This window comes from Pseudanabaena sp. BC1403, assembly GCF_002914585.1.
GTDB lineage: Bacteria > Cyanobacteriota > Cyanobacteriia > Pseudanabaenales > Pseudanabaenaceae > Pseudanabaena.
The window spans coordinates 1-21050 of record NZ_PDDM01000027.1; the positions used below are offsets into that span (position 1 = coordinate 1).

At 41.0% G+C, this 21050-nt stretch carries 15 protein-coding genes; 3 read left to right on the top strand and 12 right to left on the bottom strand.

From position 1 onward, the window contains the following. Nucleotides 1-160: 160 nt before the first annotated feature. The 9 genes from CQ839_RS19905 to sufB all read right to left on the bottom strand — a co-directional run bounded on the left by CQ839_RS19905 (nucleotide 161) and on the right by sufB (nucleotide 9511). Complete coding sequence (locus CQ839_RS19905; RefSeq protein ID WP_103670100.1) at nucleotides 161-2317, bottom strand: transglycosylase SLT domain-containing protein; 2157 nt, start codon at nucleotides 2315-2317, stop codon at nucleotides 161-163. Nucleotides 2318-2509: 192 nt separating this feature from the next. Then, on the bottom strand, nucleotides 2510-3112 hold the full coding sequence (locus CQ839_RS19910; protein WP_103670045.1) for a hypothetical protein: 603 nt from the start codon (nucleotides 3110-3112) through the stop codon (nucleotides 2510-2512). Continuing rightward, the gene (locus CQ839_RS19915; RefSeq protein WP_103670046.1) at nucleotides 3109-4395 is read right to left on the bottom strand and encodes an AAA family ATPase; all 1287 of its coding nucleotides are present in this window, start codon (nucleotides 4393-4395) and stop codon (nucleotides 3109-3111) included. Before CQ839_RS19915 ends, CQ839_RS19910 begins: the two co-directional genes overlap by 4 nt. Before the next feature lie 140 nt (nucleotides 4396-4535). Further along, nucleotides 4536-5921: a Fe-S cluster assembly protein SufD gene (sufD, locus tag CQ839_RS19920; protein WP_103670047.1), complete on the bottom strand. Its 1386-nt coding sequence runs from the start codon at nucleotides 5919-5921 to the stop codon at nucleotides 4536-4538. After that, entirely contained in the window at nucleotides 5921-6703 is a 783-nt protein-coding gene (sufC, locus tag CQ839_RS19925; protein ID WP_103670048.1) for a Fe-S cluster assembly ATPase SufC, read from the bottom strand. Before sufC ends, sufD begins: the two co-directional genes overlap by 1 nt. A 123-nt stretch (nucleotides 6704-6826) precedes the next feature. Beyond that, nucleotides 6827-7156 carry a hypothetical protein gene (locus CQ839_RS19930; RefSeq protein ID WP_103670049.1) on the bottom strand — a complete coding sequence of 110 codons (330 nt, stop codon included), beginning with the start codon at nucleotides 7154-7156 and terminating at the stop codon, nucleotides 6827-6829. 22 nt (nucleotides 7157-7178) lie between these two features. After that, complete coding sequence (locus CQ839_RS19935; protein WP_103670050.1) at nucleotides 7179-7526, bottom strand: papain fold toxin domain-containing protein; 348 nt, start codon at nucleotides 7524-7526, stop codon at nucleotides 7179-7181. Nucleotides 7527-7528: 2 nt separating this feature from the next. Beyond that, nucleotides 7529-7921 carry a hypothetical protein gene (locus CQ839_RS19940; protein WP_103670051.1) on the bottom strand — a complete coding sequence of 131 codons (393 nt, stop codon included), beginning with the start codon at nucleotides 7919-7921 and terminating at the stop codon, nucleotides 7529-7531. Nucleotides 7922-8074: 153 nt separating this feature from the next. Then, nucleotides 8075-9511: a Fe-S cluster assembly protein SufB gene (sufB, locus tag CQ839_RS19945; protein WP_103670052.1), complete on the bottom strand. Its 1437-nt coding sequence runs from the start codon at nucleotides 9509-9511 to the stop codon at nucleotides 8075-8077. Nucleotides 9512-9742: 231 nt separating this feature from the next. On the opposite strand from sufB, the gene sufR reads away from it, so the two are divergent. Then, a complete protein-coding gene (gene sufR, locus CQ839_RS19950; protein WP_374937753.1) occupies nucleotides 9743-10420 on the top strand; it encodes an iron-sulfur cluster biosynthesis transcriptional regulator SufR in 678 nt (225 codons plus the stop codon). Nucleotides 10421-10609: 189 nt separating this feature from the next. Then, nucleotides 10610-10846 carry a NifU family protein gene (locus tag CQ839_RS19955; protein WP_103670054.1) on the top strand — a complete coding sequence of 79 codons (237 nt, stop codon included), beginning with the start codon at nucleotides 10610-10612 and terminating at the stop codon, nucleotides 10844-10846. 39 nt (nucleotides 10847-10885) lie between these two features. Here the strand turns inward: CQ839_RS19955 and CQ839_RS19960 are convergent, their stop codons facing one another. Together CQ839_RS19960 and CQ839_RS19965 are read right to left on the bottom strand one after the other, a co-directional pair. Then, nucleotides 10886-15103 (bottom strand): response regulator, encoded by a 4218-nt coding sequence (locus CQ839_RS19960; RefSeq protein WP_103670055.1) that lies wholly within the window; start codon nucleotides 15101-15103, stop codon nucleotides 10886-10888. Between the two features lie 373 nt (nucleotides 15104-15476). Further along, nucleotides 15477-16091: a Yip1 family protein gene (locus CQ839_RS19965; protein WP_103670056.1), complete on the bottom strand. Its 615-nt coding sequence runs from the start codon at nucleotides 16089-16091 to the stop codon at nucleotides 15477-15479. Between the two features lie 67 nt (nucleotides 16092-16158). On the opposite strand from CQ839_RS19965, the gene aroA reads away from it, so the two are divergent. Next, nucleotides 16159-17496: a 3-phosphoshikimate 1-carboxyvinyltransferase gene (gene aroA, locus CQ839_RS19970; protein WP_103670057.1), complete on the top strand. Its 1338-nt coding sequence runs from the start codon at nucleotides 16159-16161 to the stop codon at nucleotides 17494-17496. Between the two features lie 197 nt (nucleotides 17497-17693). On the opposite strand, the gene CQ839_RS19975 is transcribed toward aroA, so the two are convergent. Beyond that, nucleotides 17694-20963, bottom strand: coding sequence for a PAS domain-containing protein (locus CQ839_RS19975; protein ID WP_103670058.1), 3270 nt, complete (start codon nucleotides 20961-20963; stop codon nucleotides 17694-17696). Nucleotides 20964-21050: the final 87 nt, after the last annotated feature.

Sequence of the window (21050 nt, forward strand, 5' to 3'; positions counted from 1 at the left end):
CTTTCCCTCCGCTTGTCGTCGCTATTATCTTCTCCCTCTCCCTGATTCCTAATTGTTTTTTTACTTATTTTGAGAGCGGAATGTGGGTTGAAAGTGCTGCAAAAAGCTTAAAGTCTCAAGAGGCAAAGTGACCGCTATGCGGTCACTTTGGGCTTTAGTTTTAGAACTTAGATGAGGCATTGATATTATTAGGCTGTTCTAAAGCCGTAATCTGTTGTTGTACTGAAGGAGAATATAACCGCAGATAGTTCCAATAGTTACCTAAAACCTTGGACACATAATCTCTAGTCTCATCGTAGGGAATATTATTCACAAACTCATCAGGATCTCCCAAGCCTCTTGATTCTACCCATCTACCGATCGCACCAGGGCCCGCATTATAGCTAGCAACGGCAAGCATAGAGTTATCGCCAAAACGGCTGTGGGTATAGTCCAAATACCAAGTTCCAAAATTGATATTATCTTCAGGTCTATCAAGATTATAGCTATTCACTCCCTTTTTGCTAGCAATCCATGAGCCTGTATCTGGCATAATTTGCATCAGACCGATCGCACCTGAACGTGAACGAATTTGAGCTTCAAATCGAGACTCTTGACGCATCAAACCGATGACGAGAGCTGGAGAGAGTTTGCGATCGCGTGACCAATTTGAGATTACATCCCAGTAATGAAAAGGATAGAGCGAGTGTATATAAGCAGGATGCTGCTTAAGTTGAGCAATTTCGACCTTTTGAGCATTGGAAACATCAATCCAATTCAAGCTTTCCAGAATTTTGATACCAATCAAGTTGTCTTGATTGGCAACCCGTAGCACGCCATCAGTAAAAATCTCCCTTGGTTCCAGATTACGCTTGCCACGCAATTCTGTCACCCATTGAGATTGCGCATCCCGATCTAGTCCTAGAATATATAGCTCTTGTAGTTTCGCCGAACCCGCAGGTAAAGCTGTCCTTTCGCTGGGTATAGAGATCGCTGGTGCAACGTAACGTGCTGTCGTGAAGGTTCCCACATTCCATCCAAGAGAACTCGCCGATCGCCACGCGAAATAGGAATCAGGGTGTTGACGAATCGCAAACTCAAAAAACTTCTTAGCTTTAGCTTTATCACCAATTTGATTAGCCCATTTACCTGCCCAGAAGCTCGCTTCGGCTGCGGAGGTACTATCTGGACTATTGGCAATCAATGCGTCAACCGTGGCGATCGCATTCTTGATCTGTCCGCCACGTCCTTGACCTTTAGCAATTCGCCAACGCAATTCACCAGCATCATTACTACTGCCATAACGACTTAACAATAGATTCCGAACGTCGCTTGCGGTTTTGGGGCTACCAAGCTTATCTTGCAAGATCGAAGCCTTAATTGCTAAGGCTTCGGCTGCGGTATCGGGATAGCTTGTCACAATGCGATCGGTTGCGGAGATCGCCTCTTCAGGCGAGCCAATCTGCGTAATCCTAATTAAAGCGCGAGGAGCTTGAGGACTTTGAGGAAATTGCTGGACAACACGGTTATAAGCGGCGATCGCTGAGTCAAATTGTCTGCCACGATGAAGACTGCGAGCGTAATTGTATGCATTTATCGGATTGACTGTGGCGCGGGTATAGGCATTGGCGGCTCTGCCAAATTCAAAATTATTATAATATCCATCAGCGATCGCCCACCATTGGTCAGAGGTGAGTGAGGGTGAACTGGCAACTAGACGATTTAGAACTGGGACAATCTCTTTGGAATCACTAAAATAAGTCGCCAGATGCGCCATTAGATCAACTCGATTTGGATCTTGGGCTAGTAAGCGCAGGACAACTTCTTGCGATCGCGGATGAGCAGGAAATTTTTGTAAAAGCTGTTGATTTTGTCCTAAGGCAAACATTGCTTCGGCAGCTGCTGGACTATCAGGGAACTTGGCTAAAAGTTGTTGCCAAGTTGATGTAGCAGATTGGAGATCGCGCAGTTGAGTTTGGGCTTGTGCGCGTTTGAGCAAAACATAATCGGCTAAAACTGGATACTCAGTTTCCAATTTATCAAGAGCAGCGATCGCCTCGCGGGGCTTGCGGTTGTTGAGATGAATATCCGCAATTACCAAACGAGCGCGAACACGGTCAGTATCGTTACTATTAGAACTTTGCTGTTTAGCCTGAGTTTCTAATTTAGCAAGTCTTTGATCAATGGGAGAGTAAGTAAGTGGATCAAATGATTTGCCGTCTCGATTATTTCCTAAGCTTGCATTCAGAGTAATATCTGAGTCAGAAGAAGTGGTAATTAGAGGGGCGCTAGCTCCTGCTAATGTAGCACTGAGCATAAGCACAATAGACCAACGCATTAATTTTCTCATCTCGATACGTTCTTGATGCTCAGCATCCTAGCATTTTTCACTGGATGACTTATAGCACTTTTAGCGAAGTATAGAGGAAAAAAATAAGAGGCGAGGCAATTGCGTCGTCTCTTATTTTTTTAGGGTTTATGCTTTTGTTTTCTCAAATACAAAATTACTAAGCGATCGCTGTACTGAACTCTAATCATTCCTAACTAGCCATTCTTGAATATTTGTTTCTAAGTTCCCAATATCTTCAGGGCATCGTTTGCAAATGCGATCGTAACGATTAGCCGCTTCTTCTGCGAGGATTCCTCTACCTTGACAACGTGCTTCTAATAGCGATCGCTGTTCTGCAAATTGCATAAAATATCCTGTTTTAGATTTTCTCTCAGCACGAATTTCTAACCAATTCCAGTTTTTTGGAAGATCAATACATCCTGCTAAAACCCATACTTCTAATTCTTGCCAAGCATTTTCGCCTATAAACTTTTTGGGTTTTTGATATTTCTCTGCTAAAAATTCTTGCGCTCGTTTTTCAAGTCCATCAAGCTTTGCCCGTCTATCTTCATTGCCATCGCGATCAACACAGACCAAAAACAAGTCGGTCATACCGCCATATCTTTGCAAAATTTCTTGAATCTTTTCCCATCTCAGGGCTTCAGCGTGACCTCGAAGGCGTGGATTTTTGCAGACTGTAATTTTTGCTTTTGGCTTACCGATCGCAGTCATCATCGCTCTGACAATCGGTAGCACCATACTCTCATCATTGACAAAATCTTCGAGAATAATCAGAACATTCATGAGTCCTGCACCTCTTCATCTTCAAGGAAGTACATCGCATCTTCTAGCCATCCTGAATCTAGTAAGCTCGACAAGCCTTCATTTGCGACAAGTTCCCTAGCGTTGGGAATGTCCATAATTTTAGTTATACGTGACTCGGTGCGATCGCCTATTCGATACATTAAAGAAGCATATTCAAGGCTTTCGGGGCTTAAGAAATTCAACAAAAGCGGTGAGTGAGTGGTAATCACAATTTGCATTGAGCTATTAGCGACTTCTTGCTGCATAAGTTGCAACAGCAAGCTTAACCGATTGGGATGGATGCCATTTTCAGGTTCTTCAAAAAAGTAAAAGCGCGATCGCTGATTACCCAAAAGTGCTGCCAACAATCCTAAAAATCGCAATGTTCCATCCGATGCACTATAAGCAGTTGTTTTCTGTCCGCTTGCTTCTTCGATTCTCAGTAGAACTTTGCCAGTAAAGTCTTCGGGAAAGTCAAAATCTTTTGCATCCATTGGCGTTAATGATTGCAACCAATCCAATAAAATCGCCTTACGGGTTTCATCACGACAAATATCTAGCATTACCGATGACAAATTTTCACCGCGATCGCCTAAAACGTTTTGCCCCGCAAAAGTCGGCAATCTCATCACATCTGGACTGAGATCGAGAAATCTCATATCACCTATTGCATTTAAGGCAAGCTCACACAATTTTTTTGTGACTGGAATATCAAAATCTATGTCTATTTTACTAATTACCCCTTTTAGTCTATTTTCTTTCTCAATCTGAAAAAGCATTGGAATATAATTAGGGAAGTTGTCACCTCCACTGCTATGCCAAGAGTCATAAAAACGAACACTATTGTGATTATTCAGAGTAGAGTCGAAGGATGCAAAAATTGGATTATTTGTTTGTTTGCAATTCAAAACTTCAAAAATGATGTAGGGAAATGGACTAGATGAATCTAATTTAACCTCAATACGATAATCCATGTCATATTCTGTATCGCCATCATGGACAGAAAAGGAAATAGCGATCGCAAAAGAATCAGCCCCACAATAAGTTATTTCCTTTGTACCGCCGCGAATACCTCGCCATTGCAGCACACCACCTTCCCCATACTTCTCACCAATAATTTCAGCAATGCTATAGCCTCGTGAAATGCCATGCAAAAAACGAAAAGCATCACGAATATTGCTTTTACCTGAAGCATTAGTCCCTACTAAAACTGTCAAATCTCCAAGCGAAAGCTCGGCATTTTTAAAACTTTTAAAATTTTCTAAACGCAAACTCTTTAGCATTGAAATACTCAATAAGTAAGTTGTTGGAATTAAACGTAGGATGGGTTAGCGATAGCGTAACCCATCATTGACAACTAATTGATGCGTTACGTTGCACTAACACATCCTACATTTAATTAAGCTTTCCTACTTATAAGTCATTAACCCTTCGTTTTCTCAAGAACGAAGTTACTGAGCGATCGCTGTACCGAAACAATCGGAATTTGGTTAATCGCCTCGGTTGCAAAGGCATAGGTTAGCAAGTTAGCGGCACTCTCAGCATCAATCGCCCGACTTTGGAGATAGAAGATTTCCTCAGCATCGAGTTGACTGACGGTTGCACCGTGAGCGCATTTGACATTATCTGCAAAAATCTCTAATTGAGGTTTTGTGTCCACTCGCGCTTTAGGCGACAACAAGAGATTGCGGCTTAGCTGGGCGGAATCAGTCTGTTGAGCTAACTTCGCAACTTGGATTTTGCCATTAAAAACTGTATGGGAACGACCGTCAGCAATGCACTTGTGCAATTGCTTACTCGATCCGTGCGGATAGTTGTGAGCAATTACAGAATGTGTATCCGCATGCTGTTCACCATCAACAAATGCTAACCCAGTCAGCGAAGTTTGCGTTTGTTCAGCCATTTGATGCACGATCAAATTCTGGCGAGAGATCTTCGCACCGATGCTAATCGATTGATTCTTATAGACGCTATTTCGGGCTTGAGCGATCGCAATCATATTGATGTGCACCGCCTCATCACCTTGCCACTGTACCTTGGTATGATTGACTTCTGCACCTTCTGCTAGCCAAACTTCTGTTACCGTATTAGTAAAATAGGTTTGAGAATCAATTCCCACAAAAGTTTGAATAAAAGTCAAATTACTATGGCTTTCTGCAATCACCAAACAGCGCGGCTGAGTTATCAATGTTGCGCCAGCCTGTGGTGCAGATACAAACAAAAGCTGGATCGGCTTTTCGACGACTAGATTTTTGGGGACGAGTACAATCGCTACATCATTCAGACAAGCTGTATTCAGGCTTGTAAAATAATCATTCGCATCGGGATGTTGCGCGAGGTGCGATCGCAGTTTTGGCAGAATGCGATCGCCAAGAGTTGCCAATGTGCCAAGAACTAAGCCCTGTAAAGCGCCCGTTGTATCTGAGAACTTCTCACTATACTGCCCATTCACAAACACAATCAGATTATCAACGGCTTCAGAAGCTGAATGCTTAGCAATTAATGCTTCGACATCCTCTGAATTCCCCATCTGATTAGCAAAAGTTAGATTTCCCAAAGACGAAACATCAGTATATTTCCATTCTTCATCTTTGGTGGTTGGAAAAGAAAGACTCGCTAGGCGATCGCTAGCCAATTGACGAATCTCGCTCACAAACTGATCGGTGTCTTGGGAGATCGCGATCGGAGAACCTAAACTGATCACTTGGGAAGTAAACTTTTTACTGTCAACAGCCAATTTACTGCGAGTGCTTAATGCGCCCTTTAGTTCTGCTTGATTTTCCACTTGTTCAGAAACTTGAATAGCCATTATGCCAACACCGCCTCTTCTTCTTTGAGCCAGTCATAGCCCTTTTCTTCTAGTTCCAGAGCCAAGTCTTTGCCACCTGTGAGAATAATCTTGCCATTTTCCATCACATGAATGAAGTCTGGAATAATGTAATTTAGTAAGCGCTGATAGTGTGTAATTACTAATGAAGAATTGAGAGGGGTTGAGAGCTTATTCACTCCACCTGCCACAATCCTCAAAGCATCAATATCTAACCCCGAATCTGTCTCGTCTAGAATTGCCAAGGTTGGATCGAGAATTGCCATTTGCAAAATCTCATTGCGTTTCTTCTCGCCGCCAGAAAAACCTTCGTTAACACTGCGACTCAAGAAACTAGGATTCATTTCTACAATCTCTAACTTTTCTTGGATAAAGTCATCAAAGTCGATGATATCGAACTCTTCTAAGCCTTTGTGCTTTCTCAAGTTGTTATAGGACAATCGCAAGAAATCAGAATTAGTCACCCCAGGAATTTCTAATGGATATTGAAAAGCTAAAAATATACCTTCTCTAGATCTAATTTCTGGTGCTAAATCTAATAAGTTTTCACCCTTATAAATAATCTCACCGCCTGTGACCGTATAGGCAGGATGTCCTGCTAACACTTTCGAGAATGTGCTTTTACCAGAGCCATTTGGCCCCATAATCGCATGAACTTCACCAGCCTTAATCTCCAGATTAAGCCCTTTTAAAATCTCGACTCCACCAACTTCCGCAGTCAAATTCTTGACTGATAAAATCACTTCGCTATTTTCAACAATCATTTCTATTTCTCTTAACAGCTATTTAATATTGTAATATGTAGTGGACAGATATTGGTATGAGAAGGTCGGGAAACTATGTCTTACAGTGCTTTTACATTACGCAAAGCCAAAGAAGAATTAATATTAAACTGCGATTACATCTTCAACATGATCGCGAACTTGAAACTCTCTTAAAAATCTAAAAAACATTTCAAAACCTGTTTTTTCGTCATGACAGGACAGCATGATTAGCTTTGCCCATGAAGTAACAGATCTTACGCCTATTTTTTTTTGTAACCAAGGCTGAAACTCGTTGTAAAACGCTTCTTCTTCTTGGGTGAGTTCATCATTACTCTGGCTTCGGGCAAATTCATATCCAGCAAGAAACATAAATAGATCGCTAACGGATTGACGACCTAAATACATTCCTGAGTTTTTTTCGATTTTCTGCAAAAGTTCAAACAATCCAATCATTTTGTACCTCTCAAACAAATTATTACAAACTAGTCAGTTCCTCAACTACAAAAGCGCCACTCAGACAATCAAAATCTTTTATCCAATCTTCACGAGACAATCCTTCGGCGGACAAATTGTCAAATACCTTTCCCATGACTTCTACTCCATAATGAGTCCCATTTTCAGTTATTGATTCGTCTAACCCATAGCGATCGCTTGTCACAAAGTTTTCACTGCGGCGTTTGGTTCGTAACCGCAGTATTTTTGCTTCGATGCCACGCTTTTTTAGCCAACGCATTACGGTTAACGCACATTTATCACATTCCAATAGTGGATAGTTAATTGTAATTCTACCGACCGCTTGCCAAATTTCCTCCTGTCTTTCCATAGCTAAGATAAGTTTTTTTCGGTTTCAGTCTCATCTTCTTCCATAGGAACTACAAATTTCATGTTTTTATAGAGTAAATCAACTTCTATGTTAGAAGGTAGTCTGCGACCGCCTACTTTTTCCTTGATGCGCTTTTTATCAAACAGACGTAATTGCTCAAGAAATAAGTTTCTCTCAGTCTCCAAAGCATCTATTGCCTTATTTAGTCGCTCATTGGATTCCGATATGTTCTCATCAAATCCAAAAAATTTACTATATCGAAGATAAGTTACTTGAAATTTTTGCCTGATGAGCCACCGATAAACTTGTATACAAGAGCGAAAAGCAGATCGGCGGTAATGAAATGGTAAATCGTTTCTACGAACTATTCGCGCATGTGTATGAAAGCTGCTCATATCAACATTACATATTAGACAGAATTTTTACGGCTGATTTAACTATAAAAATTCTATCTAATTTAAAATATCTATCTCCATCTAAATTATTGTATACCACTTAAAAAGCAGAGATTGTAGTCTCTTCATCGCGAGAACAAAATGGCGATCGCTTTATCCAACACTATTCTCTAGCTTCAAAGCCAAGAGCTTATCAGCTTCAACAGCGAATTCCATCGGCAATGCATTAAATACTTCTTTGCAGAAGCCACTAATGATCATCGAGACAGCATCTTCAACCGCGATACCGCGTTGTTGGAAATAGAACAATTGCTCTTCGCCGATTTTAGAAGTTGAGGCTTCATGCTCAACTCTAGCGGTATTGTTTTGAACTTGAATATAAGGAAAAGTATTCGCTTGAGAGCAATCACCAATCAGCATTGAGTCGCATTGAGAATAATTTCTTGCGCCTTCAGCTTTGGGTGAGATTTTGACCAAGCCGCGATAGCTATTTTGAGAGCCACCAGCGGAAATGCCCTTAGAAACAATTTTACTGCGGGTGTTTTTGCCGATATGCACCATTTTCGAGCCAGTGTCGGCTTGTTGCTTATTATTTGTTAGAGCAACAGAGTAAAACTCACCAACGGAGTTTTCACCAACCAATACGCAACTGGGATACTTCCAAGTAATTGCGGAACCAGTTTCTACTTGAGTCCAAGAGATCTTTGAGTTTTTGCCTTGGCACAAACCACGCTTAGTCACAAAGTTATAGATACCGCCTTTGCCATCTTTATCGCCAGCAAACCAGTTCTGTACTGTGGAATATTTGATTTCGGCATCATCTAGGGCGACTAATTCAACTACGGCTGCATGAAGTTGATTGGTATCAAACATTGGTGCAGTACAACCTTCAAGATAGCTGACATAGGCTCCTTCTTCGGCAACAATCAAAGTACGCTCGAACTGTCCAGAGTCACCATTGTTAATGCGGAAATAGGTGGACAGATCCATCGGGCACTTTACGCCTTTGGGAATGTATACAAAGGAGCCATCGGTAAATACGGCAGCATTTAGTGCTGAATAGTAGTTGTCTGCGATCGGGACAACGCTACCTAGATATTTTTTGATCAGTTCAGGATACTCATGCATCGCTTCGGTGATCGAGCAGAAGATTACACCAACTTTTGCTAGATCTTTCTTAAAAGTTGTGGCGATCGAAACGCTATCAAAAATGACATCAACGGCAACATTGGTTAGACGCTTTTGCTCGTTAATGGAAATCCCTAATTTCTCAAAAGTATCCAGTAACTCAGGATCAACTTCATCAAGACTTGCTTTCTTTTTCGATTGCTTGGGTGCAGAATAATAGACGATATTTTGGTAATCGATCGCAGGATATTCGACATGTGCCCATGTTGGTTCTTGCATCTTTAACCATTGCCGATAAGCCTTGAGACGGAATTCCAGCATGTATTCTGGCTCATTTTTCTTAGCCGAAATCATGCGGACGACATCTTCGCTTAGACCGCGAGGAATCGTGTCCGACTCAATGGATGTAACAAATCCGTATTTGTATGGTTGGTTGACAAGTGCTTGAACCGTTGCAGTCATGTCAGTCGTGGCTCCTGATAATTGATGTGCAAAGTTAGTGCTTCGCGCTACCTTTGTTTGAATAAAACAACTTACTTGTTTCTTTACTAATTGTAGGTTACATTAACAACATGCAAGTTGTCAAAGTCATTTTTTGATAGCTCTGCCACTCTATCGAGTCTTGACTCTACGTAAGAGTCAGTTGTTGTCTGGAGCTTAATATTTATGAAAACTCCCATCGGTGTCGCTGAAATGATTTCAAGTGCACCAGACCTGAAGCTAGATCATAAAAATGACCATAAGCATGATGCTAAAAATGATACTAAGCAGGACATTTTGCAGCATCTGCTTAAGCGTGGAGAGGTAACAGCTCAGGACTTAGCGGAAAAGTTAGATATTAGTCCGCAGGCAATTCGTAAGCATTTAAAAGATCTTGAAACTGAGGGGCTGATCTATCACACTGCCGAGCAGTTGGGTATGGGTAGACCCCAATTTATTTATGCATTGACCACGGCAGGGCGCGATCGCTTTCCCGATAGTTACAACCAATTTGCCGTAAATTTCCTTGATACGCTGATTGATACTTTAGGCAAAGAGCAAGTGTCTGAGGTATTACAAAAGCAGTGGCAACGCAAAGCACAGAATTATAAATTGCAACTTGGAGGAGGTTCACTCAAGCAACGATTAGAAAAATTAGCCGAACTTCGCCGTAGTGAAGGTTATGTGACGGAATGGTTCCCTGTAGAAGGGACAGAAGGTTTCATTTTTACGGAATATAATTGTGCGATCGCCCATGTGGCTGAGTCTTTTCCCAGTGTGTGCGGACATGAGCTAGAAATGTTTGCAACCGTGTTGGATTGTTCCGTAGAACGCACGCATTGGATGGTTAATGGTGAGCATCGTTGTGGATACTTAATCCCAAACAATTAAAACAAGGAACCAATTTTTTGTGGCGAGGCTTCGCCTCGCCACAAAAAATTGGTTCCTTATTAGATTGCACAACCATTAGCTCTCAATTATTCTGTTAGCATAGATAGTAATAGTTATGGTTGTAGAGAATGCAGCACTTAGCACCGCATTCTCTGAGCCTATAGTTTTGAGATAAATACAGGAAAAAATATGAGTTTGACTCTGACTACAGAAAATGTCGAAAATGTTTTAGATGAGCTACGCCCTTATCTAATGTCTGATGGTGGCAATGTGGAACTTGTCGAAATCGAGGGACCAGTCGTGCGATTGCGCTTACAAGGTGCTTGTGGATCTTGTCCTAGCTCAGCGATGACCCTGAGAATGGGCATTGAGCGTAAGTTGAAGGAAGAGATTCCTGAAATCGATGAAATCGAACAGGTTTTTTAAACCCAAATAAATAAAGGCGGCACGAAGTGCCGCCTTTATTTATTTGGATGATAAAAGAGAATTTTGAATTTGTGAGAATAGAGATTGCATTTTCTTAAACATCTCTTGCATATTCTCTTCTTTTTGATTTTCCCCAACTTGTTGTAAATCATTAGCGATCGCAGCTATTGCAATCATCCCTAAGTTACTTGAGGCTCCTTTGATAAAATGAGCAATTCGAGCAATCTCATCGTAATTATTCTCAGAGATCGCCACTTCAAGTTGCCCTAAGCTTTCCGAAGTAGACTCGAAAAAAGTTTGGAGAATTTCAGCTTTAAACTCTTCACTACCATCAGCAATACTATCTATATAAGTCCAGTCAATTAATGATAGAGATTCGGAGTTATTAGAATTTGGATCTAGGGAATTAGTATCAACATTTATATTATCGATAATTGCCGTAGTTGTAACCTCAGAAGTGATAATCGAAGAAGATGCGATCGCATTCTGGGCAAAAATCTTTTTCTCCCATTCTGCTAATTTTCGAGCGACATCTTCTTTGCGTATGGGTTTACTGAGATAGTCATCCATACCACAAGCAATACAGCGATCGCGATCTTCCTTCAAGGCGTTAGCTGTCATCGCCATAATCACAATTTTACTTTTTTCTGAATCTAGCTGACGAATGGCGATCGTTGTCTCATATCCATCCATTTCAGGCATTTGGCAATCCATGAGGATGATGTCATAGTGAATGCATTCTAGGAGCTTAAGTACTTCCTTGCCATTACCTACTAAATCTGCATCATAGCCAAAACTACGCAGCTGATGTAGAACCACTTTTTGATTGATGGGATTATCTTCAGCAATCAAAATTTTAAGTTTAGAAGTCTTTTGAGGTGCATCATCAGCCAGCCTTAATGGAGTAGAAGGGAAAACTTTATGCTTAGCATCTATAGAAACCACTTCCACCAGTACTTCCAATAAGCGAGACTGTTTTACAGGCTTGACAAGATAAAACTCAAATCCCAGTTCTCTAACACGGCTGATACCACCTTGCTGGTTTAGAGATGTCAGCATGATTAATTTAAGATTTTTCAGGATTGGGTCAGACTTGATCTGTGCACCCAACATTTCGCCGTCAAGATCAGGCATTTGCATATCCAGAATTGCTAATTGATAGCGATCGCCTTCTTCCACGGCTGCTTGTAAAATCGCGATCGCATTAGAAGCATTTTGTAATGCATCAACTCGCATTTGCCAAGCAGTTAGTTGATAAGTCAGGATTTTGCAATTGGTTGCATTATCATCAACTATCAAGACGCGAACATCCTTAAGATTAACTTCTTGACGTGGTTTAAGCTGTGCGATCGCGACTGGCGACTGCTTCGCAAATGGAATCCTAAACCAAAAATGTGAACCCTTGCCTTCTTCACTATCGATGCCAATTTCGCCACCCATGAGATCGATAATTTGTTTGCAAATAGCAAGTCCTAAACCAGTACCACCATATTTGCGTGTAGTCGAAGCATCAACTTGGGTAAAGGGTTGAAATAGCTTTTTCTGAGCTGTCGCGGATATACCGATGCCAGTATCAATAATCCTAAATTCGATCACTGCCGTTGATTCAGTTTCTGAGTTGAGGGATACCTTAACGATAACTTCACCTTCCGAAGTGAACTTAACGGCGTTACTAACCAGATTGGTTAATATTTGCCTGAGACGCGATACATCACCACATAGGTAAATAGGCACATTTTGATGAACTAGTGACGCAAGCTCTAATCCTTTAACCTGAGCAAGCATGGCAAGTAAATCAGTTACTTCCTCAACACAGGTGTTAAGGTCAAAATCAATCTCTTCTAATTCCATCTCATGAGCTTCAAGCTTTGAGAAATCAAGAATTTCATTGATTAATGTAAGGAGATTTTCACCGCTAATTCTTACAGTTTCCACAAAATCTCGCTGGAGAGTCGAAAGCTCAGTGTCGGCAAGCAAACCTGTCATTCCTAATACTGCATTCATCGGCGTACGAATTTCATGGCTCATAGTCGCGAGAAAAGAGCTTTTCATCTTTGTTGCTATTTCTGCTTGATGACGAGCTTTGTCTAATTCAATATTCTGCTTAGAGAGTTGCTCGCGGCGTAATGTTTCTTGTTCTAATAAAGTAGCTTGGTAAAGAGCAATACCTACTTGATTACCAAGCTCCGCTAAAAAGTTAACTTCAAAACTACTCCAATGCCTTGGCTCGCTGCATTGGTGGGCGATGAGTAGTCCCCATAGCTGATCGCTTTCAAGGATTGGTACTACTAAGGTGGCTTGCACTTGACACTGAGCCATCATTTTCTTATAGCAATCGGGCATATCCGAATTAGGAATATCGTCATTTACGACTTTACGACCTTGGCGAAAATCTTCCCATAGTCCATTTCTAAAGCACGCATCTTTGATATCAGCTGTCAATAAAGCAATCCAAGGTGGCTCCACGGACTCAACAGCAACGACACCGTCCCATTCACCATCAAATCGATATACAACTACCCGATCTGCTTTGAGGTATTTTCTCACCTCTTCAACAGTTGTATTTAAGATCTCATTAACATTTAACGATTGTCGAATGCGTAGAGTGATTTGAGAGAAAACTATTGATCGCCAATTCTGCAAACGCACTTCTTCTTCGACTTGTTTGCGATCGGTGATATCAAGCCCTGATCCAATGATAAAAGCAATTTTATTTTCTGATTCAACTACAGCCGTAGTTGACCAAGAGATTAGCCGACGCTTACCACTCTTTGTTAACCAATGATTTTCGTATGAATTGGATAAACTGCCATTAGAAAATCGTGTAAAGGTCTTGCTAACTGCCGTAGCTTCTTCATGCGGCAGAAAAATCTTGCAAAAATTCTGATTTCTTACTTCTTCAAAGTAATAGCCAGTTACTCTTTCACATTCACGATTAAATCTAATTATTTTGCCTTCTAGATCTAATACAATTACAAGCGCACCAACTGTATCCAGCACTGTAACTGTAAAATCTCGTTCTTGCTTAAGGCTAGTTTCTAGTCGGCGACTTGTAAGTGTTTCATTGTAGACAGAATAAAACAGCAAACCAAGTATGCCTAAAGTCGAAAGCAGTGTAATTAAGGAAATATTAACAGCATTAGCAGTTGAAGCTTGCTTTTTTTGGAGCCATAACGATAAATCATCCCTAGAAATATTAATTAGTTCTTCTAGTTCAGTTTCAGTAAGATCTTCAGCATCCCAAATTCTTTTCTCTAATATTAGTTTCTGAGTAGGTTTTAGTCCAGAAGATTTATAAGACTCAACAATTTCATTCGAGTCTTGCAATCCTTTGCGAAGATGTTTTAATAAGAGTGTGATCGTTTCCTGATAGTCAACTCTACTCTTCTGACCATCCAGATTAGCTAACTGTTCTCTACTATTCTTCTGACTCAAGTACTGAAGTTTTAGAATGTCCACTTCCAATTCTGCGACCAAAAGCTTGTATGCCTCTAGACTTTCTTGATTACCTAAAAGAAGATATACTCCTACTGAATTTTTTAAATCACGGATTTGATTGAGTGGTTTCTGGATTTTCTCTAGTTCATCTTGTTTTTGCAAAAAATCAATATTTGAATCTTTTAAGCTGCTGAGATTTACATAAGAAATCACACCCATCCCAATAACAATTGAGGCGATAATTCCAGTCCAAAATGCAATCTTCTTAAGAAAGTTTTTCTCCGCAGGTTTAGCGCTTTTCGGTATGGATAAACGACTAATTTCATTTAAGCTACGGCGAGTTTCAATCAAATATGAAGTTTGGTTGCCAAGTGATTTGAGTGCTAATATTTGTTCTGTACTCAGCTCTCTTGGTTGTCGATCAATTACACAAAGTGTACCTAGAGGATAGCCTTCTGCCGTTTTAATGGGGATTCCCGCATAAAAGCGAATGTTAGGCGGTCCAGTTACCAGTGGATTGCTAGCAAATCTCTCGTCTTTAAGAGTGTCAGGAATTATAAAAATTCCATCTTTTAGGATTGCATGAGCACAAAAAGCTACGTCCTTCGGAGTTTCTGTTTCAATGATTCCAACTTTTGACTTAAACCATTGCCGCTCTTTATCAAGTAAACTCACCAAAGCGATCGGTGTTTGACAAATATAGGCTGCTAATTTCGTAATATCGTCAAAGCCTTGCTCTGGCTCAGTATCTAAAATATTGCACTGATACAGAGCTGCAACTCTTTCTATTTCATTCGATGGTTCTGGTGCTGAAATCATGTAAGTTTTGGGTTAGGAGTTTGGGATCAAGCTTCCCAAATCAAGATTTTTTAATTAGATATTTTTCGTTAATCCCAATTCAACTTTACTTATACCAAAACACAAAGTGGCGCAGCCACTTTTGTTTTTAAAACCCTTACAGGGTTTGGTTTTTAATTCACAGAAGTGTTGTCACACTTTTGTGAATTGGTATTACGCCAAGACTATAAAGTGTATATCTAATATATAGCAATCCTAAATGGTTTGTGGAAGAGAGCCCTCAAAAGTGGTAGTGCTCCAAAAAGCCTCAAAACTATAAACAAAATCCAAAGAGTGAGAGGTGGCACAAAGCGCCGCCTCTCACTCTTTGGATTTTGAATTAATGAAACAAAAATCACAGACTAATACTTAGTATCAACTTAAAGGTATTTGCTAGCCAAATTAAGGCAACTATGCCGCCAAATATTGCTAAAGGCACGATCGCTAAAGTTTTCCAGATTTTAATTCCTAATGCCACTGATGCGCTCCATACTTGCCAAACGATAAACCAGAACAGTACAGCGATCGCCGCAATAACACGAAATTGGGGCGGCAGGCTTAGCGCTGGAGCCATAAATAGCCAAGGTAAACTAGCAAAACCCGTCAGGGTTAGCAATTCGCGCATCTCGATATTCTTTTGAAAAACATTAGCTAATTGCTTAAGCAGAAAAGTAAAAAACATCCAACCAATAAATCCACTAATCACTGACCAAATGATTCTATAAATTACAAGTTGGTCAAGGCGTAAGGTTTCTAGAATATTTACTAAAGCGATTACGATCGTGGCTTGCGCAAAGTTTGGATTTGCCTTGAGCTGCTCAAAAGTCACTTGTGGCAAAAACAATGTCCCATAGAGGCGATCAAGAAACGTTCCCAGATTTTGTGGCGTTTGGGGATTGGTGTCACTGTTTAGGATGCTATCTGTAGCGATCGCATTTAAATCAGTAGAATTTGGCTCAGGGGGATTCATAAAAAGCTAATGCTAAATTTGCCGTGATTTTGTCTTACTCTAATACTAACTGCTAAATGACTCTAACATGATTGACCTCGATACTACTCAAACCCATCACCTTCTCAGCATTGATGCAAGCCAATTACCACAAGGTTTACATGGGAGAATTACGATCCCTGGAGACAAATCAATTTCGCATCGGGCGTTAATGCTTGGCTCACTAGCAGAGGGCGAAACCACCATTCGAGGGTTATTACTGGGTGAAGATCCGCGTAGTACTGCGGCTTGTTTCTCGACGATGGGTGCGGAGATATCTGAACTTAACTCGGAATTAGTAACGATTAAGGGCATTGGGCTAGGCAATCTTAAGGAACCGTTAGATGTATTGAATGCTGGTAATTCGGGAACAACTCTACGCTTGATGTTAGGGATTTTGGCAAGTCATCCCGATCGCTTTTTTGCCGTCACTGGCGATAGCTCTTTGCGATCGCGCCCCATGTCTCGCGTGGTCAATCCTTTGCGCCAGATGGGAGCAAGCATCTGGGGTCGGGAAAATGGAGCAAGAGCGCCACTAGCAATTTCAGGTCAAAATTTAAAGGCAATTCACTATCAATCACCTGTAGCTTCGGCTCAGGTCAAGTCCTGCATTATGCTAGCGGGTTTAATGATCGATGGCGAAACGATTATCACCGAGCCAGAGCGATCGCGCGATCATAGTGAAAGAATGCTAGCTGCCTTCGGGGCAAAAATCACAGTTGATATTGATACAAATACTGTCGCCGTTAAAGGCGGCGCAAAACTAGTTGGGCAGGAAGTGACCGTACCTGGAGACATTAGTTCGGCGGCATTTTGGTTAGTAGCGGCTTCCATTGTTCCCAATTCTGATTTAGTAATTGAGAATGTTGGGGTTAACCCTACTCGCACAGGCATTCTCGAAATTCTTGCTGAAATGGGCGCAGATATTACCTATGAGAATCAACGCGAAGTTACAGGTGAACCCGTTGCCGATTTGCGAGTAAGATCTTCCAGCCTCAAGGCTTGTAGGATTGGTGGCGCGGTAATTCCGAGATTAATTGATGAGATCCCGATTTTAGCGATCGCAGCTAGCTGTGCGGAGGGAACAACCATTATCGAGGATGCTGCCGAGTTGCGAGTCAAGGAAAGCGATCGCATTGTGGCGATGGTCAAGGAAATGACGAAGATGGGAGCGAATGTTACGGAACTTCCAGATGGGATGGAGATCGTTGGGGGTAAAGCTCTCACTGGTGCTGAAGTAGATAGCTATGACGATCATCGTATTGCTATGAGTCTGGCGATCGCTGCTCTAGTCGCCAAGGGCAAAACTTCCATCAATCGCGCCGAGTCTGCTGCCATTTCTTACCCCTCGTTTATTCCGACCTTGCAGGGTTTATACGCAAAATAAGAGCGATCACATCAAACTTTTAGGGGCTTAGCATTTGCGCCACCATTTTTATACTTCCACAGGAACCTTGATCCGCAAATGCTAAGCCCTCTCTGCTTTCACAGACAAATGATCCCTACGTTGTAAGGTTTTGGGCAAAGCATTCCCAAATAAATAATATCTAAAAAATTATAGATTGTGGTGGGAATGCTTTGCCCCTACGAACTCCTAACTTGAATCACAAAATGAAATGTTGCTCCTTGGGTAACTAGATGAGACTGCCAGTTTAAAGGAGGATTACCGCCAACTCCCCCAAAACTCTCAGCCCAGATCGTTCCATCCATTAGCTCAATTAATCTCCTACTAATCGCTAAACCTAAGCCAGTACCACCATATTTTCGGCTAATCGAGGTGTCAGCTTGCGTAAAAGCTTGAAATAGACTAGATATGCGATCGCCTTGAATACCGATGCCAGTATCAGTAACCGCAAATTTAAGTTCATACTGATCACCATCAGATAATGGGCTGCCACTAACCGCAACCGATACCTTGCCCTGAGGCGTGAATTTGATCGCATTCCCAACTAGATTAATCAGAATCTGACGCAAACGAGAGCTATCACCGATCACATTTAAAGGAACATTAGAGTCGATTGTGTATTGCAGTTCAATTGTTTTGTCTTTAGCTTGACCATTCATTAAATTGCAAACTGAACTTAAGACCTCGGCTAAGACAAATTCTCTTTGCTCTATTTGGAGCATCCCTGATTCAATTTTAGAAAAATCAAGAATATCGTTGATGACCGCTAAAAGGACATCACCACTTTCTAGGATAGTTTGCACAAAGTCTTTTTGATCTTCCGTAAGTTCAGTCGTGGCAAGCAACTGCGCCATCACCAAAACTCCATTCATCGGCGTGCGTATTTCATGACTCATGTTAGCCAGAAACTCACTCTTCGCTCTAGTTGCCGCTTCTGCATCTTCTTTAGCTTTTGCCAAAGCTATTTCTGACAGTTTCCGTTCTGTGATATCCCTTGAAATTTGGATAACTGTATCTTCAGCCAAGGGCGAAATATTGGAAGAAAACCATATTTCTCTGCCATCAATTTCTAAAACATAATCACAACTTGCCATTTGCTTGGTCGTTAAAGCTTTGTGAATGGTTTGCAAAATAAGAATCGCTACTTCCATCGGCAATTCTTCTTGAATTGGCTTGCTTAAAACCTCCTCTTGAGTTCCCTTTAGATTCACACCTTTGGTCGGAGCTACTTTGAGACAACGTCCCTCTGCATTACGCACTAAGATCACATCAGTAAGTGCATTAAACAGAGTATTCTGTTCAATATATGCAGTCTTGAGATCGGCTTGACTTTCTCGCAGATCACTTTCAGTTTGTTTGCGATCGGTAACATCTATAGAGATGCCAGCAGTAGCATAAATATTGCCTTGCAGGTCACAAAGCGGAAACTTAGTTGCAAAAAAAGTGTGAATTCCATCAGGAAATTCTACGCTTTCTTCAACTTGAATCGTAGATTTTTGTAGGATTGCCTGACGGTCGTTAGCCCGCAGACTATCGGCAACTTCTAAAGGTAGAAAATCATAATCAGTTTTGCCAAACATATCATCTTGACTAATTTTCGATACCCGTTCAAATTCTCTATTCACATTTAAATACTTGCCTTCTAGATCCTTGATATAGCTAATAGCAGGCATATTATTTAGAAATGCTTCTAATCTTGACTCATTCTCAATGAGTTTAATTTTTAGTTGATTGCGATCGCTAATATCCTTCATGACACCGATCACACAGTCCTGATCGTCTATACATATAGTACTAGCCGATATTAAGACTGTTTTTCTCTGTTTCGTCTTAGTATGAACTACTGCTTCAAAATTTTGAATAATCCCTTTACTAATTAGGACTTCTCTATAATGCTGGAGATCTTCAATATTCTCCCATAGTTCAAGTTGCACACATGTTTTGCCAATAATATCGCTTGAGTAAGCTTCTAGAAAATTACACAGGCTTTGATTAACATATAAACATCTTCCTTCGGCTAATGTCGCAATCCATGCAGGATCGGGACTTGCCTGAAAAATTGTCGAAAATTTGACTTCTGAATCTCGCAGAGAATTTTCTACTAGTGAAAATGATTGATGGAGTTGTGCAGACATCCAGTTAAACGATGTTGCTAGAGTTTTGAGCTCAGCAATCTTTACGTCTTCTGGCAAACTTTGCCAATTACCCTTTGCGATCGATTCACTTGCCTTACTTAACTTCAATATTGAGCAAGAAATCCATCGAGCCGTGAGTAACCCCACCCCAATTGCAACAAACACAATCAGTCCACAGAAAAGAATTGTCCAATTAGTACTTGTTTGAATCTCGGACATAAAGTCAGATTCTGGTATCACGATTACTGAGAGCCAATCTAAATCATTAGATCCAACTTCATTTTTTAGCGGTGCAATCTGCACAAAATATCGGGTGCCATCTTTCTCAAATCGAAACTGTTGACGTTCAGAAATATTTTCTAGACGACCAAAACGCTCTTTTAAATAATTTGCGGTTATTTGGGTTGTGGTATTTTGGCTATCAAAAACGCTTAGCCTCCGATTATCAGGATTAACATTTTTAGCAAGAGTCTCTTTGTCTTGCGTTAATGGTGTCAATATACCTTGGCGAAAGGGAATTTCCCCTGTTGACATACCAATCATCTGCCCATTGCGATCAATTATAAAGGCTTGTCCTGTTTTTCCAATTTTGAGTTTCTGGAGAAAATCCCCTAATTGAGTCAGCGATACCGAAGCTCCCAACACACCCTGAAAATTATTGTTGCGATCGAAGAATGGTAAGAAGTTGACCGCAATCAGTGAAGGCATATTCGGATTTGCCAGAGAAACAGTAATCTGCCACAGCGATCGCCCTGCATTTTTAGCCTTCCCATACCAAGGATTATTCGGCGGGTCGTTGTGAGGATCATATGTAGTCGAGCGTCTAAGAAGCTTGACACGATTTCCATCTCTATCAGCCAGATAGTTATCCCATATATTATTAGTTGATTTATCTCTCAGTCGAATCACACGAGAACCATCATCTAATTTTTCCACAATGAGAATTTCTTTTTGCTCATTCGAGATCGCCACAGCAGATACTTCTGGAAAGATCTGCGATTGTTGCCAAAAATATTTCTCTACAGCCGCTAAATCTTGCCAGTCTAGAATCCCCAGCTTGATACTAGCAGCATTATTGAGGTTGATTTCAGTTGGTTTGTTGAGATAGCTAACAAGGTTCTGATCAATGCGATCGCCTAATTCACTCATTACCTGATTTGCCATTTTATCGACTGCCGTCTCGCTACTGCGATAGGACAAATAGCCTACCAGACCTACAGTCCCGATAATTTGTATCACAAACGGTACAAGCAACACCCAATAAAGCGAGATGTTACTTAGCAAAAATCGTTTGCGTAGATCTTGAAAAGACATCTATAAATTTATGCCCATGAGATATATAGCTCTAAATTGTATAGCGATTGTCAGTTGTGAAACCAATTTTTGAGTTATCAGCACCTA

Coding starts and splice junctions, on each gene's coding strand:
- CQ839_RS19940 (WP_103670051.1), bottom strand. CDS start 7,921: ATGAGCAGCTTTCATACACATGCGCGAATAGTTCGTAGAAACGATTTA.
- CQ839_RS19975 (WP_103670058.1), bottom strand. CDS start 20,963: ATGTCTTTTCAAGATCTACGCAAACGATTTTTGCTAAGTAACATCTCG.
- CQ839_RS19910 (WP_103670045.1), bottom strand. CDS start 3,112: ATGAATGTTCTGATTATTCTCGAAGATTTTGTCAATGATGAGAGTATG.
- sufC (WP_103670048.1), bottom strand. CDS start 6,703: ATGATTGTTGAAAATAGCGAAGTGATTTTATCAGTCAAGAATTTGACT.
- CQ839_RS19955 (WP_103670054.1), top strand. CDS start 10,610: ATGAGTTTGACTCTGACTACAGAAAATGTCGAAAATGTTTTAGATGAG.
- aroA (WP_103670057.1), top strand. CDS start 16,159: ATGATTGACCTCGATACTACTCAAACCCATCACCTTCTCAGCATTGAT.
- sufR (WP_374937753.1), top strand. CDS start 9,743: ATGATTTCAAGTGCACCAGACCTGAAGCTAGATCATAAAAATGACCAT.
- CQ839_RS19915 (WP_103670046.1), bottom strand. CDS start 4,395: ATGCTAAAGAGTTTGCGTTTAGAAAATTTTAAAAGTTTTAAAAATGCC.
- CQ839_RS19965 (WP_103670056.1), bottom strand. CDS start 16,091: ATGAATCCCCCTGAGCCAAATTCTACTGATTTAAATGCGATCGCTACA.
- CQ839_RS19935 (WP_103670050.1), bottom strand. CDS start 7,526: ATGGAAAGACAGGAGGAAATTTGGCAAGCGGTCGGTAGAATTACAATT.
- CQ839_RS19905 (WP_103670100.1), bottom strand. CDS start 2,317: ATGCGTTGGTCTATTGTGCTTATGCTCAGTGCTACATTAGCAGGAGCT.
- CQ839_RS19930 (WP_103670049.1), bottom strand. CDS start 7,156: ATGATTGGATTGTTTGAACTTTTGCAGAAAATCGAAAAAAACTCAGGA.
- sufD (WP_103670047.1), bottom strand. CDS start 5,921: ATGGCTATTCAAGTTTCTGAACAAGTGGAAAATCAAGCAGAACTAAAG.
- CQ839_RS19960 (WP_103670055.1), bottom strand. CDS start 15,103: ATGATTTCAGCACCAGAACCATCGAATGAAATAGAAAGAGTTGCAGCT.
- sufB (WP_103670052.1), bottom strand. CDS start 9,511: ATGACTGCAACGGTTCAAGCACTTGTCAACCAACCATACAAATACGGA.